Origin of the sequence: Deferribacter desulfuricans SSM1, assembly GCF_000010985.1 — a bacterium.
Classification (GTDB): domain Bacteria; phylum Chrysiogenota; class Deferribacteres; order Deferribacterales; family Deferribacteraceae; genus Deferribacter; species Deferribacter desulfuricans.
In genome coordinates, this window is the sequence record NC_013939.1 from 1,719,618 (window position 1) to 1,733,257 (window position 13,640).

At 34.2% G+C, this 13,640-nt stretch carries 12 protein-coding genes; 1 reads left to right on the forward strand and 11 read right to left on the reverse strand.

What is annotated here, in order from left to right; translation table 11 throughout:
• Positions 1 to 7: 7 nt before the first annotated feature.
• The 6 genes from DEFDS_RS08480 to DEFDS_RS08505 all read right to left on the reverse strand — a co-directional run bounded on the left by DEFDS_RS08480 (position 8) and on the right by DEFDS_RS08505 (position 5,883).
• Positions 8 to 841: an AAA family ATPase gene (locus DEFDS_RS08480; protein ID WP_013008390.1), complete on the reverse strand. Its 834-nt coding sequence runs from the start codon at positions 839 to 841 to the stop codon at positions 8 to 10.
• Positions 842 to 844: 3 nt separating this feature from the next.
• Positions 845 to 1,069: a DUF5320 domain-containing protein gene (locus tag DEFDS_RS08485; RefSeq protein WP_013008391.1), complete on the reverse strand. Its 225-nt coding sequence runs from the start codon at positions 1,067 to 1,069 to the stop codon at positions 845 to 847.
• 26 nt (positions 1,070 to 1,095) lie between these two features.
• On the reverse strand, positions 1,096 to 1,467 hold the full coding sequence (locus DEFDS_RS08490) for a DUF134 domain-containing protein (RefSeq protein ID WP_013008392.1): 372 nt from the start codon (positions 1,465 to 1,467) through the stop codon (positions 1,096 to 1,098).
• A gap of 316 nt (positions 1,468 to 1,783) precedes the next feature.
• Positions 1,784 to 2,974: an NrfD/PsrC family molybdoenzyme membrane anchor subunit gene (gene nrfD, locus DEFDS_RS08495; protein ID WP_013008393.1), complete on the reverse strand. Its 1,191-nt coding sequence runs from the start codon at positions 2,972 to 2,974 to the stop codon at positions 1,784 to 1,786.
• A 9-nt stretch (positions 2,975 to 2,983) separates the two neighbouring features.
• Positions 2,984 to 3,538: a 4Fe-4S dicluster domain-containing protein gene (locus tag DEFDS_RS08500; protein WP_013008394.1), complete on the reverse strand. Its 555-nt coding sequence runs from the start codon at positions 3,536 to 3,538 to the stop codon at positions 2,984 to 2,986.
• Positions 3,539 to 3,549: 11 nt separating this feature from the next.
• Positions 3,550 to 5,883 carry a molybdopterin-dependent oxidoreductase gene (locus DEFDS_RS08505; protein WP_013008395.1) on the reverse strand — a complete coding sequence of 778 codons (2,334 nt, stop codon included), beginning with the start codon at positions 5,881 to 5,883 and terminating at the stop codon, positions 3,550 to 3,552.
• Positions 5,884 to 6,174: 291 nt separating this feature from the next.
• On the opposite strand from DEFDS_RS08505, the gene DEFDS_RS08510 reads away from it, so the two are divergent.
• Complete coding sequence (locus DEFDS_RS08510; protein ID WP_013008396.1) at positions 6,175 to 8,076, forward strand: NAD(P)/FAD-dependent oxidoreductase; 1,902 nt, start codon at positions 6,175 to 6,177, stop codon at positions 8,074 to 8,076.
• Positions 8,077 to 8,142: 66 nt separating this feature from the next.
• Here DEFDS_RS08510 and DEFDS_RS08515 read toward each other — a convergent pair whose 3' ends face one another.
• The 5 genes from DEFDS_RS08515 to DEFDS_RS08535 are packed head-to-tail and all read right to left on the reverse strand — an operon-like array spanning position 8,143 to position 13,609.
• Entirely contained in the window at positions 8,143 to 8,499 is a 357-nt protein-coding gene (locus tag DEFDS_RS08515; RefSeq protein ID WP_013008397.1) for a hypothetical protein, read from the reverse strand.
• Positions 8,500 to 8,511: 12 nt separating this feature from the next.
• On the reverse strand, positions 8,512 to 9,453 hold the full coding sequence (locus DEFDS_RS08520; protein WP_013008398.1) for an extracellular solute-binding protein: 942 nt from the start codon (positions 9,451 to 9,453) through the stop codon (positions 8,512 to 8,514).
• Positions 9,454 to 9,506: 53 nt separating this feature from the next.
• Positions 9,507 to 10,694, reverse strand: coding sequence for an NrfD/PsrC family molybdoenzyme membrane anchor subunit (gene nrfD, locus DEFDS_RS08525; RefSeq protein WP_013008399.1), 1,188 nt, complete (start codon positions 10,692 to 10,694; stop codon positions 9,507 to 9,509).
• 9 nt (positions 10,695 to 10,703) lie between these two features.
• Complete coding sequence (locus DEFDS_RS08530) at positions 10,704 to 11,261, reverse strand: 4Fe-4S dicluster domain-containing protein (protein WP_013008400.1); 558 nt, start codon at positions 11,259 to 11,261, stop codon at positions 10,704 to 10,706.
• Positions 11,262 to 11,275: 14 nt separating this feature from the next.
• Positions 11,276 to 13,609 carry a molybdopterin-containing oxidoreductase family protein gene (locus tag DEFDS_RS08535; RefSeq protein ID WP_013008401.1) on the reverse strand — a complete coding sequence of 778 codons (2,334 nt, stop codon included), beginning with the start codon at positions 13,607 to 13,609 and terminating at the stop codon, positions 11,276 to 11,278.
• Between the last annotated feature and the right edge of the window lie 31 nt (positions 13,610 to 13,640).

Below are 13,640 nucleotides of genomic sequence, written 5' to 3' on the forward strand. Positions count from 1 at the left end.
TCATACCTCAATTTGAAATATATTTTAAAGTACCTTCTAAATTCCCTTTTATAATTTTAAGGATGGAACTACCTTTAGAATATTCAATCGCTACATCTTTACTAAAAGGTATTTTTGCAATTACCTCTACCCCTTTCTCATATGCAAACTCTTCAATCTCCTTACCATCGATATATTTATTAATCACTAAATAATATGATTTATCAAGCTCAGCCATTAAATCATGTATCAACTTATAATCATTAAATCCAAAAGGTGTATCCTCCACAACAACAACTATTTTATCACAATTATCAACGGTTTCTATAACTGGGCAAGATGTACCAGGAGGCGCATCCATAATAACAAAATCGAAATCTTTTTCGAGTTTATTGATTTTTTTATTTACCTGCTTAATCAATGCTGTTGTTAATACCTCACCAATATTTAATCTCCCCTCAATAAAATAAAAATTATCTTTTTTTACTTCTCCAATCTTTCCAATTTCTCTCTTATCCTCTTTAATAGCTCCAAATCTACAAACATATCCACAAGCTTTACAACCATGGCACAACTCAGGAAAAAGCATCCAAAAATCTTTTGCTACAGCAAGTGCCTTAAATAAACACTTTTCTGAACACTCTCTGCAATATGTACAGTTTTCCTTTATATGACCAGGAACATAAGTGTAAACGGTATCATAATTTAAAGTCAGATTATAAAATAGATTGCAATTTGGCTCTTCAACATCCAAATCAGCCAGCAACACTTTAAACCCTTTATTTAATAACAGTTCAGAAAGTGATATGGCAAAGGAGGTTTTACCAGCTCCCCCTTTGCCACTAATAACACCAATCTTCAAGATTTACCTCCAGTGCCTTCTAAAACCTCTTCCCATTCCACGACCAAGGCTTCTTCCATGCCCACCTTCGTGGGTGCATGATGCATCTCTAAGCCTTCTTCTCAATCTTACAGGATACTCGCTTACTTCAGTATTGTTAATTTCTACCCTGTTTCCATTACATCTACCTAAACCTCTACCTGTTCTTGGACCTTCACCATTTGGTCCAGTCCTATCAAATCCTGGCATAACTCACCTCCTTATTTATATTATTTTTACCCTTCTTCTGGTCTACACTTATGTTTACTACCTAAAAAACCAGTCTCTTTTCCACATCTTCTACATCTATGTCTTCTAACAAACTCTACACTTCCACCTTCTATAGCTATTTCTTTCCCCTCTATAAACATCTCAGAAACTTTCCTTCTAGCCTTTTCAACCAATCTAGAAAAGGTTGGTCTCGATATCCCCATCAGCTCAGCAGCCTCTTCATGATCTAATCCTTCATAATCTGCAAGCCTTATCGCTTCCAATTCATCGAGTGTTAATCCAATTTTTTCTAACTCCGTACTTGGTACACCTTTCGGTTTAAATTCATAGTAAATAGGTTTAAAAGCAACCATTCTTGTTTTACTTGGTCTTGCCATCACTCACCTCACAGATTAATATAATAAACATATGTTCAAAATCAATACTTTTTTAAAATAAATCAGATTATTTTTTTACATTATTTCATAATGAAACTCAATAAAAACCTACTATCTAAATATGCATTAATTTTAAAATCAGATTTTTCATATGATTAATGTTACCAGTGGGATAAATTTAGCGAAGTAATCTGGAATTTGAACATTTACTTCTTTATGATATCTTAATTTTACTTAGTAACTGCTCAAAATAATTTTTTACTCAATTTATCCATTATTTTAAAATAAAAAAAGGGGCCTTAAAGCCCCTTTATTTTTAATGATGCTCTGTTTCAAGATTAAGATATTTTTCTGCTGCAAAGTAAAGGAAAAGAAATACACCCCAACCAAGAGCAAATATCATCCATTCACCAGCTGATGGTGAATAATGTGCCAAACCAGAAATTGTTGTGTGAACTCCAGAACCTTCATAACCAGCTCTCATTGGAGGAAGCTGACCAGCTACAATAAAGTCAAATCTTGTAAAGAACAGTCCTATCATATAGATAAATCCAGCAAAACCAAGTGCCTTCATATTTCTTGCCTTTGTAAAAACAATGATAAGAAGAGGCAAAACAACAGCCAAACCAACCTCACCAATCCAGAAATTCACACTCAAAGGCCCTTTAAGCATTGCAAGCACAGCTTCGTAAGCACCTTTAGGTTCTGTATAAAGTGATGACATAATTTTCCAGAAATATAAGAATATCATCAAACCAATACCAAGTCCCATAAGTTTGCCAAGAGCAGTCATTGAATCTTCAAGATCGCTTGGGATTCTTCCTTTATAAACTATATTATGAATGAGCATCAACATTGCAGCTCCAGCTGTAATACCAGAAATAACTAAGAAAGTTGAGAAGTAAATCCCATGATAAAATGGCCTTGCATTCAAACTTCCAAAAACATATCCAAGGTTACTTGTAGCAACAGTACCAACTAAAAGTGCAAAAAACCCTACTACTGCAGAAGCTGAATGGCTCACTTTATCTGGATTAAACACCATATATAGCTCAATTGCTAAAATAACAAGCTCGATACTATAAAATACACCCATCCATACAATAGGTGCTCTCAAGTTTGGAGACAGTATCAGATATATCATAAGTCTGATAGGGTGACCAATCTCCATACCAATTTGAGTAAAACCAGCAAGAAGGATAACAAACGCCATAACAACAATTCTTCTGCTCATTTTTGCATACTTTTCATATCCAAAAGCATGGCCAAGACCACCTATAAAAGCAAGTCCTGTTGAGGTAATAACAAAATATGCATAGGTTGCTATTAAAAGCCCCCAAGGAACCTCTCTTGTAACACCATAAACAGCTTCATGACCTTTTAACAATACTTGCAAAACAGCTATTCCGCCAATCGCAAGTAATATCAACCCTAAAATTATAAAAGGGTAAGCTGGTATATCTTTATTCAATGTAAAAAGCGACTTTTTTTCAACATGTGCTGCCATAATATCCTCCTACTTTAAGTAAAATAATCTTGGGCGAGTATTTCTATCTGGTTTAAGCTGATAAAAACCTCTTGAAGCAAGTAGCTTGCTAACTTTACTATTTGGATCGTTTAGATCGCCAAATACCCTAACTTTTGTTGGACAGGTTTCAACACATGCAGGTTCTCTACCCTCGCCCAATCTGTGATAACACATAGTACACTTCTCAACCGCCTTATGATGCTCACTAACAAATCTTGCATCATATGGACAAGCTGTCATACACGCTTTACATAAAATACATTTATCATAATCAACAAGAACAACACCTTCTTCAGTTTTATAAGTAGCATGTGTTGGGCAAACACTTGCACAAGGTGTATTTTCACAATGTTGACATTGAGAAGGTTGATATTCCTGATGTAAATTTGGGTACTCACCTTGCAAAGGTAGAGCTGTAACCCAAATTCTATATGTTTCATCCCCTACAGGCACACCGTTTTCAAACTTACAAGCAACGGTGCAGGCCTTACAGTTTAAACACTTTTTTGTATCTAAAACAATAGCATAACGTTTTTTACTCATAGCCGCACCCCTTATGCTTTCCTGATTTCAACAAAAGTTTCATGCATTGCAGCATTACCAGATATTGGCTCAACAGCAGATTTAATAATTGCAGCTTGAGAGCCACCTTTCTTGTAAACAAGGTTTAACCAAGGTGACAACCTTCCCCAACCATGGATATAGCATACACAATCAGGCCTAATCTTTTCTGTTACATAGGCTTTAACCTTCTGCTCTCCAACTTCACTTTTTACTATGACATAATCACCATTAGTAATTCCTAACTTTTTAGCCTCTCTAGTGTTTATCCAGAGCATATTCTCTTTCATAATTTCCCATAAATATGGGATATTTTGTGTACTACTGTGGGTATGGAAACCGTGTCTTCCCAATATAAATCTATACTTACCTTCCTCTACTTTTGGCCTTCTATAAACTGGTAATGGATCAAGCCCTTTTGCTTCATATTTAAGGTTGTAAAGCTCTATCTTTCCAGAACGTGTTTTAAATCTAAAACCAGGTTTTCTCGTTTTACCATATTGTGGTTTATCTGATAAATAAAAAACCCCTTCTTTAGTCAATTTTTCAAAAGCACCAGGAAATCTTGATACTTGATGTTTTAAAAACTCTTCAGTTGATTTATGGAAAATATCTTCAACAACTGTCTCTTTGAATTCTTCAACTTCATCAGGATCTGCATCATCCCATAGCTCTTTAATCTTTAACATTTCATCAATGATACCAGCAGCAATATCATGCATTGATTTTGTATCAAATAGAGGTTTTATAACAGGCTGTCTAAATGCTACTACAGGCCAGATACCTGATTCTCCATGGCCAGGATCCCATCTTTCAAGATATGTTGATTCTGGTAATACTATATCAGCATACCATGCTGTATCAGACATTTGTGTATCAATAACACAGATAAACTCCATCTGCTCCATCATTTTCAATGTTTTTGGACGCTCAGGAACAGACTCAACAGGATTTTGTTTATAAACCATCATCCCTTTAATTGGATATGGTTTCCCTCGAAGTGCAGCCTCTCTCAAAACTAACCAGCTTCCATCTTTTTCACTTAAAAATGAAACTTTATCTTTGGGTAAACCTTCCTCTCTATCATCTTTAACTATTAAATCAGGCAAAACATCTGCAGCTGCTTCAGAATCAGCTCTATCTTCAGCCATATCAAAAATAGGAAAAGTAATATCATCATGTTTTACTAACTTAATTTTTGATTTTGGAACAACCCCTCCTGGAGTATCCCAACAACCACAAATAGCAGTCAATATCGCACAAGCTCTTCTAAAATATGTATCATTAATATACCAGGAGCTTCTTCTACCAGGATATACAACACTTCTTGGTGCATATTTTGCAAACTCTCTAGCCATCCATCTAATATCTGCGGCAGGTACTTCACACTCTTTTTCAGCCCATTCTGGAGTGTACTGTTTTACATGCTCAGCAAGTTTATCAAAACCGTAAGTATATTTCTCTACAAAATCTTTATCATAGAGATTTTCTTCAATAATAACATTTATTAAAGATAAAACTAAAGCTAAGTCAGTACCAGGTTTAATTGGGTACCATTTATCAGCTTTTGCTGCTGTATTTGTAAATCTTGGATCAAAATAGATTAATTGCTGACCTTTTGGCTTAAATCTCTGGAAATCTACAGAATCTGGAGTAACAAGACCTTCAGCTCTGTTTGCTCCAAACATCAAAACAAACTCTGCATTCCTCATATCAGCATCAGGATATGTACCATAAACAGACATCCATCCTTGAATTGTAGAAGCAAGACAGAGAGTAGGGTGTCTAACAGTATTTAAAGAACCATAAGATTGAGCAAGAAAATAGAAAAACTCTTCCTGAAAACCTTCTGTGGAAGCGAAAAGCACAGTTGATCTATTTTCATACTTTACTTTCAACTCAGCAAGTTTTTTAGCAACATATTTGAAAGCTTCATCCCAGCTAATCTCTTTCCACTTACCTTCACCCCTTTTACCAACTCTAAGAAGAGGTTTCTTCAATCTGTGAGGATCATAAGGAATAGCTGCTCCTGAATTACCTCTTGCACATAACATACCTCTACTTTTTAAGTACTTAGGGTTTGGATTAAGTTTTTTGATTCTTCCGTTTACAACCTCAGCTATCAAACCACACTTATTAACACAGATTGCACAAGTAGATGGGATAAATTTTCTACCTCTTTCACCACTGCTTGGCTTTTCTGCTTCATGTTCAGATGCCACTGCTTTTAAGCTGGACAAACCTCCAGCAATAGTTAATGCTGCTGCAGTAGTACCTGAAGCTGCTAAAAATTTTCTTCTGCTTAATTTTACATCTGACAGCTTCATAATAGCAGTCCTCCTCTATTTTATAACGTAACTACCGTAGAATTGTATACAATATACATAAATTATTAGCATATGCAAGTAAAATTTTTGTCTTTTGACAAAGATTTGCAAAATATCGCCAAATTTTTCAAACAAAATTTTATTTTATATAACAACCACTTAAATTCGGATAATTATTGTATAATTTATATATTCAAAACATTTAATATTAACCTTTAAACTTTTTTATTGAATTTAGAACATATGATTATAACTTAAAACTATATCAAATCTTTCGTCAAGGAGGAGTAAATGATTTATAAAGAACCAATAACCATCAAAAACCTCACATTTAAAAACAGATTCATAATGGCGCCCGTCAAAACTGCTTATGGAACCCCTAATGGAGACGTTACAGAAAGACATCTTGTGTATTATAATAATATTTCAAAGAATGATGTAGCAATGATAATTTTGGAGCCTGTTTCTGTATCACAAAGTGGCAAAGAGCATCCAAAGCAGCTAACAATTCATCAAGAAAACAGCGTAGAAAATCTGAGAAAAATTGTTGAGGTACTACATAAAAACAACACATTGGCATGTATAAGTTTAAATCATGCAGGGCGGGCTGCTAACCCCAAAGCCACAGGTATGCCACCAAAAGCCCCATCAGCCATCACATGCCCATCAACTGGACAGACCCCTGATGAATTAACAGTTGAAGAGATTGAAGGGATATTAAAAGATTATGAAAAAGCTGTGAAAAATGCAGTAGAAGCAGGTTTTAATGCAATAGAGATACAGTGCGGACATGGTTATTTAATCCATCAGTTTTTATCTGATAGACTAAACAAAAGAGATGACGAATATGGAAAAGACAAAACTCTATTCTTAAAAAGAGTTTTAGAAATCGTTTCACAAACTGCACCTGAAATTGTTAAATTTGTTAGAATTTCTGCAAATGAATTTGTAGAAAACGGATTAGAACCTGAAGATAACAAGATAATTTTAGATTTAGCAAAAGAATACGGTTTTGATGCAGTACACTGTGGCTTGGGTAATGCTTGTGACTCTCCACCTTGGTATTATAGCCACATGGCTTTACCAGAAGATAAACAGATTGATTCTTTAAAAAAGATTAGAAAAATTACTGACTTACCAATTATAGCCGCAGGGAGAATGGCCGATATAGATAAAATAAAACTCTTTGAAAAAGAAAATATTGCTGATTTTATTGCTTTTGGCAGACCTCTAGTAGCTGACCATGAATTAGTAAGAAAAATAGTAAATGATAACTTAGACGATATCGTTTATTGTGGATACTGTTTACAGGGTTGTTTATTTAATGTAAAAAATGGTAAAGGTCTAGGATGTATTGTAAATCCAGAAATAGACAGGCCAAAATTAATAAAAACTGATAATCCAAAAAAAGTTGCCGTTATAGGTGGTGGTCCTGCTGGGATGTCAGCTGCAATAACACTCAGCAGAATGGGGCACAATGTAACATTATTTGAAAAAGAAAATGAACTCGGTGGGCAATTTAGACTTGCACCATTAGCTCCTCATAAAGAATCAATGACAAGGCCTTTAAAAGGCTTAATTAACAAAACCCTTAAATATGTTAAAGATATTAAACTAAATTATACTTTCACTGAAAAAGATATAGACAGTTTTGAATATTATATTGTTGCAACTGGTTCAAGACAAAATATCCCAGAAATCGAAAATCTTGATTCTCAATATTGGATAACCAGCTTGGAATTCTTTGAAAAAACAAAAGAAGTTAAAGGGAAAAGAGTTTTAATTATTGGTGCAGGGATGGTTGGTATGGAAGCTGCTGAATATTTAGTAGATAAAGGGTATGAAGTAGTCATTACCAAACGAACTGATACAATTGCAAATGATATGGAACCTATCACAAAAAATCTGATGCTTAAAAGATTAGCTAACAAAGATAATATAAAAATTATGCCAAATACTCGTGTTATAGCTTTTGAAAAAGATAAAGTTATTTATGAAACAAACGGTGAAAAAGGTGAATGGGAATCTTTTGACACTGTAATTGTGGCATCAGGTATGCTTCCAAACCACGAGTTACATACATTGCTTGTTAAAAAGAGAAAAAATGTTTTGGTTGTTGGTGATGCAAATTGTCCAGAGGATATCTTTGCCGCTACACAACAAGGCTATAAAGCAGCAATATCCATAGTATAAAATATTTAGAGATTACTCCCCAAAAACGGAGTTTTTGAAATTAAAGAGAGGCTTAAGCCTCTCTTTTTATTTAACAAAGTTTTCAGTTGTCTCACAACTTTCTGGTTGATCACTATCATAAGCATGTTGTATTACAAATAACTTTATCATATTCCAATCTTTTTCACTCAAATGGCTAAAATCTACACCTTTATGCATTTCATAAATATATTTTCTATTTTGTGCAAACACATTTTCCCATTGCTGTTGAGTTTTAGAATTTGGTGCCAACTTTGGTACTCCTGTCTTACTCCCATCATGGCAAGCTAATCTACAGTTTTTCTTCCAGGTATTTCTACCGTAATCAGCAGGATACTTTTTGCTATATGATACAGCTGAAAATATCATTATTAATAGGGCTACCAACAAATATATCTTTTTCATAAAAACCCCCTTCTAAAATTTTATACAGTATTTAACATCTGATTTTAAAACCTTATCAAGTTTATCCACATTTCCAGTAACTTCAGGCTCACACAAAACAAAGAATCCATGTTTTTCAAGGATAGAAGCAACTTCGTTAGAGAGTAAGAAATGCACAAATTTAACGGCTAATTCCCTCTTTTGAGTTGTATGAGGAATAGTAACACTATAAAAAATACAATTTGCAGGAATTGATTTTAGCCCTAATCCATAAAAATCTTCAACTTTGACCTGCTTATAATAATCTCCATATCTTGCAGAAAAAAGATTTATCTCCTTAGGTAACTCGAGATATTTAAAACCATACTCATTAGCATATGTTTTATAAGCGATAATATAATCCACTTTTTTACTTAAAAGATCTTTAACAATATCTAAATCACTCTTTCTTTCAAATAATGCTTTATCAACAATCTGTTTTGTAAAACCATTTAGACCATAGAATAACTCAGCAAGCTTTAAAACCATCAAACTACGATAACCGCATGGCTCATTTGTTGCAGCAGAGAGTCCAACATTTACATCAGGTTTCAATAGAATTTTATACCAATTAGCTTTATCAATATTTTTAGCATATTTACTATCACTTCTAAATCCAAGAACCATCTCATTCTTTGCAAATTTGATATTCCAGTCAGCAAAACCTTTGGCAACTAAAACGTTATCAATGACTGAATAATCAGCGCTAACTACAACATCAATAATTTTCCCATAGTCATGTATCAGTTTTGCAGCCTTTCCACTACAATTGCTTTCATATTTAATTTTAATATTATGCTTATTATAAAATGCTTCTGAAATCTCCGAAAACGATTTTTCAAGGCTTTTTGGGATCAAAACCTTGATATACTGCTGAGCATATGCCGATAACGAAAATAGGTAAAAAAAAGCCAACAATATTACAAATCTTTTCATAACTCACCCCTTATAGTTTTATTGGGGCGGCTATATGCCACCCCTTTAACTAACTACTCTTCACTTAAGTTGAGAACTTTTTCAGCTAATAGATATAAGAAAATACAGAAAGATATTGCACCAATCACAATAGAAATTTCTGCAAAGGAAGGAGAATAATGCACCAAACCATCCAATCCAGCACCTTGAACTCTTGCACCAGGGACAGGTTCTCTCATAGGAACCATCTGGCCTGCAATCACAAGATCATATCTCATAAAGAAAATACCTATTACTGCAGAAATAGCAGCTACAAGAGCAGCTTTAACACTATTGCCCTTTGTAAAAATAATTATCAAAAACGGAATAACCATTCCAAGCATTACTTCAAAAATCCAGAAGTTAATTGCTAAATCACCTGACAATAATACTTTTACAGTTTCATATTTTTCAGGTGGCATTCCATAAACGGATGTTAAGATCTTCCAAATATCAAAAAAGATTATTATACCTAATAACAATCCAAATATTTTAGAAAGCCCTTTTAAAGCTTCTTTTGCCTTTTCTGGAAGTTTTGATGGGCCACCATAAGCTACATTCATAATGATTAAAATTAATGCTGTACCAGATATAAGTGCTGATAAAATGAAGTAAATTGGTAAATATGGGCCATGCCAGAATGGTCTTGCTTCAAGAAATCCAAAAACAGCACCCAAATTTGAGTGAGCTGAAATACCAGCAAGAAACCCAGCTAAACCGGCAATTTGAGCACCCGTATGATTATGAGTCATCAAGAAATAAAACTCAATAGCAATACACACAAGATAAACACCATACAATGTTCCCATCCACCAAATTGCAGAATGAAGATTTGGCGAAATTATATTATAAATCATCATTCTAAAAGGGTGACCAAGCTCTAAACCTATAACACCAAATCCACATAACAATGTAAATATCGCTAAAATAATTGCTCTTTTACCGATAACTTCATACTTCTCTATGCCAAAAACATGCCCCATAGATGAAATCAAACATAAACCTGTACTGGAAACAACAAAAAACACATAAGTTGATATCAAAATTCCCCAAGGAACTGTTTTGGTTACACCATAAGCTGCATCACCTATTGTAAGCTTTTTAAAAACTCCATATAACCCAATTAGAGATATCAATAAAAATATCCCAAGCCAAACATTTGAAATTCTTTTATTACCATTAAAAATATCGCTTTTATTTAATGTAGTCGCATGAGCACTCATAATTACCCCCTATCTTTTGATATAAATAAGTTTTGGATGCGTACCTTTTTCAGGTTTTAAAACTTCGGTATCATGCATTTTTACCAGCTTAGAAACTTCACTTTCAGGATCATTCAAGTCGCCAAAAACCCTAACCTTTGGAGGGCATGTCTCAACACAAGCTGGCTCTCTCCCCTCAGGCAATCTATGATAACAGAAGGTACATTTATCAACAGCCTCAATCTCTTCATTTACATATCTTGCATCATATGGACATGCAGTCATACAATATTTACACAAAATACACTTATTGTGATCAACCAATACAACACCATCTTCTGTCTGGTATGAAGCCTGTGTAGGGCAAACATGCACGCAAGGAGGGTTTTCACATTGCTGACATTGTGAAGGCCTAAACATCCTTTTTATCATTGGAAATTCTGATTCTTTAGTTCTTTCAGCAACCCAGTTCCTGTAAAAATACATACCCAAAGGAACATGATTTTCCATTTTACATGCAACAGTACAAGCCTTACAATCTATACATTTGCTATCATCAAAAACTATAGCCCACTTTTTCTTACTCATTTCACACCTCTAAATTAAATTTTCTCTATTGTTACAAAAGTTTCATGCATTGCTGCATTCCCTGAAATTGGATCTACATAATCTTTTATAATTTCAGCATCTGAAGCGCCTACACGATAAATATGGGACAACCCTTTTGAAAGTCTACCAAAACCGTGTACATAGAATACAACATCAGGTCTTATATACTCGGTTGGTAAAGCTTTAACGATTTGCTCACCTACAGGGCTTTTTACTTTTACTTTATCGCCAGCTTTAATACCCATTCTTGCAGCAACCTTAGAGTTTATCCAAACAGCATTCTCCTTGTCACCATATGCTTCAAGCAACCAAGGGTTGTTTTGAGTTGAAGCGTGAGTAAACTGACCATGTCTACCTACAACAAATCTAAATTGACCAGGTTTTGGATCCTCGTGTCTTGAATATACTGGTAAAGGATATAATCCTTTCTCTTCGTATTTTACGTTGTAAATCTCTATCTTACCTGTTCTTGTTTTAAACCTAAAACCATCCTTTAATGTTTTTCCATATTTTGGTTTATCAGATAGATAAAAAACACCATCTTTTAATAATTTTTCAAAAGCACCTGGATACTGAGATACTTGATACTTAGCAAAATCTTTTACTGGATTTTTTGTCAGTCTTTTTAAACATGTTTCCTTGAACATCTCTAAATCTTCTTCTGAGGTATCTTCCCAAAAATCTTCTCTTTCCATGAATCTGTGAGCTAAATTACACATAATTTCAAACATAGGCTTTGTATCAAATAAAGGCTCTATAACTGGCTGTCTCATAACGGCAATAGGAACAATACCATTCAATGAATGTACAGGGTCCCATCTTTCAAGATAAGTGGATTCTGGTAACACAACATCTGAGTACCAAGCAGTATCACTCATTGCCACATCGATTGTACAAATAAACTCCATCTGCTCCAACATCTGCAATGTCTTTTTACGATTTGGTACTGATTCAACAGGATTTTGTTTATAAACAAACAACCCTTTTACAGGATAAGGAACCCCTTTTAAGATTGCTTCTCTAAAAATAATCCAGCTACCATCTTTTTCTGATAAGTATTGACAAGAGTCTGTTGGTAATCCAGCATCTGTTTTATCATGCTCTGGTAAAACATCCCCTAAAAATGGTACTTTCCCAGCATCAATCCTTTCTCTAGTCCAATCAAATATTGGAAATTCAATTTCATATTTCCTCAATGGAATCTTGGATTTTGGAACCAAACCACCAGGTTTATCCCAAGCTCCACATATCGCGTTTAAAATAGCACACGCTCTCCTATAATAAACATCATTGGTATAAAAAGAGCTTCTTCTACCTGGATACCATACAGATTTTGGCGCATGTTTAGCAAACTCTCTTGCTAACCAATAAATCTCTTTTGCAGAAATTTCTGTTTCTTTTTCTGCCCATTCAGGTGTATACTGATTTTTGTTCACATGCTCTACAAGCTTATCAAAACCGTAAGTGTACTTTTCTACAAATTCTTTATCATATAGATTTTCATTAATTATTACATAAATCACAGCCAAAACTAAAGCCAAGTCTGTACCAGGTTTTATTGGATACCATTTATCAGCTAACGCTGTAGTTTTTGTAGCTCTTGGGTCTATATACACTAATGTTTGATCTCTATGTTTTTTAGCCATATCAATTGTATCAGGAGTAACAATAGCTTCAGCCCTGTTTGAACCTGATATAACAACAAACTCAGCATTTAAAATATCAGCATCTGGAAATGTCCCAAAAACTGAAGAATATCCTTGAATATTGGAAGCTAAACACAAAGTTGGATGTCTTACAGTGTTTGCTGTACCAATAATATTAGCTAAATCAATAAAATACTCTTCTTGGAAACCTTCTGTTGATGCAAAAGCGATAGTTGATCTGTTTTGATATTTTTTAACAAGTTTTACAACATTATCCACAATATAATCATAAGCCTCTTCCCAGCTCACTTCTTTCCATTTACCTTCGCCCCTTTTACCAACCCTAATTAATGGTTTTTTTAATCTGTCTGGGTCATAAGGTGCTTTTGCGCCTGCATTACCTCTTGCACAAATCATTGATCTTGACTTAAAATATCTTGGATTTGGGTTAATCTTCCTTATTACTCCATTATTAACCTCTGCAATAAAACCACACTTATTCACACATATTGCGCAGGTAGATGGAACAAACTTTCTACCTTTAGAAGATTTAGATTTCTCTTCAGAAGCTGATACAGACTTTAAAACTCCAAAATTTGATGCAACCAAGGTAGCAGCTACAGCACCGCTCGTTGCTCCAAGGAATTTTCTCCTTGTTACCTTTGTTTTTAATAAAGACATTTTACAGACCTCCTCTAATGGATTTTCATGT

Excerpts from the sequence above, each read along its gene's own strand:
- DEFDS_RS08485 (WP_013008391.1), bottom strand. The coding sequence starts at position 1,069 with ATGCCAGGATTTGATAGGACTGGACCAAATGGTGAAGGTCCAAGAACA.
- DEFDS_RS08490 (WP_013008392.1), bottom strand. The coding sequence starts at position 1,467 with ATGGCAAGACCAAGTAAAACAAGAATGGTTGCTTTTAAACCTATTTAC.
- nrfD (WP_013008393.1), bottom strand. The coding sequence starts at position 2,974 with ATGGCAGCACATGTTGAAAAAAAGTCGCTTTTTACATTGAATAAAGAT.
- DEFDS_RS08500 (WP_013008394.1), bottom strand. The coding sequence starts at position 3,538 with ATGAGTAAAAAACGTTATGCTATTGTTTTAGATACAAAAAAGTGTTTA.
- DEFDS_RS08505 (WP_013008395.1), bottom strand. The coding sequence starts at position 5,883 with ATGAAGCTGTCAGATGTAAAATTAAGCAGAAGAAAATTTTTAGCAGCT.
- DEFDS_RS08510 (WP_013008396.1), top strand. The coding sequence starts at position 6,175 with ATGATTTATAAAGAACCAATAACCATCAAAAACCTCACATTTAAAAAC.
- DEFDS_RS08515 (WP_013008397.1), bottom strand. The coding sequence starts at position 8,499 with ATGAAAAAGATATATTTGTTGGTAGCCCTATTAATAATGATATTTTCA.
- DEFDS_RS08520 (WP_013008398.1), bottom strand. The coding sequence starts at position 9,453 with ATGAAAAGATTTGTAATATTGTTGGCTTTTTTTTACCTATTTTCGTTA.
- nrfD (WP_013008399.1), bottom strand. The coding sequence starts at position 10,694 with ATGAGTGCTCATGCGACTACATTAAATAAAAGCGATATTTTTAATGGT.
- DEFDS_RS08530 (WP_013008400.1), bottom strand. The coding sequence starts at position 11,261 with ATGAGTAAGAAAAAGTGGGCTATAGTTTTTGATGATAGCAAATGTATA.
- DEFDS_RS08535 (WP_013008401.1), bottom strand. The coding sequence starts at position 13,609 with ATGTCTTTATTAAAAACAAAGGTAACAAGGAGAAAATTCCTTGGAGCA.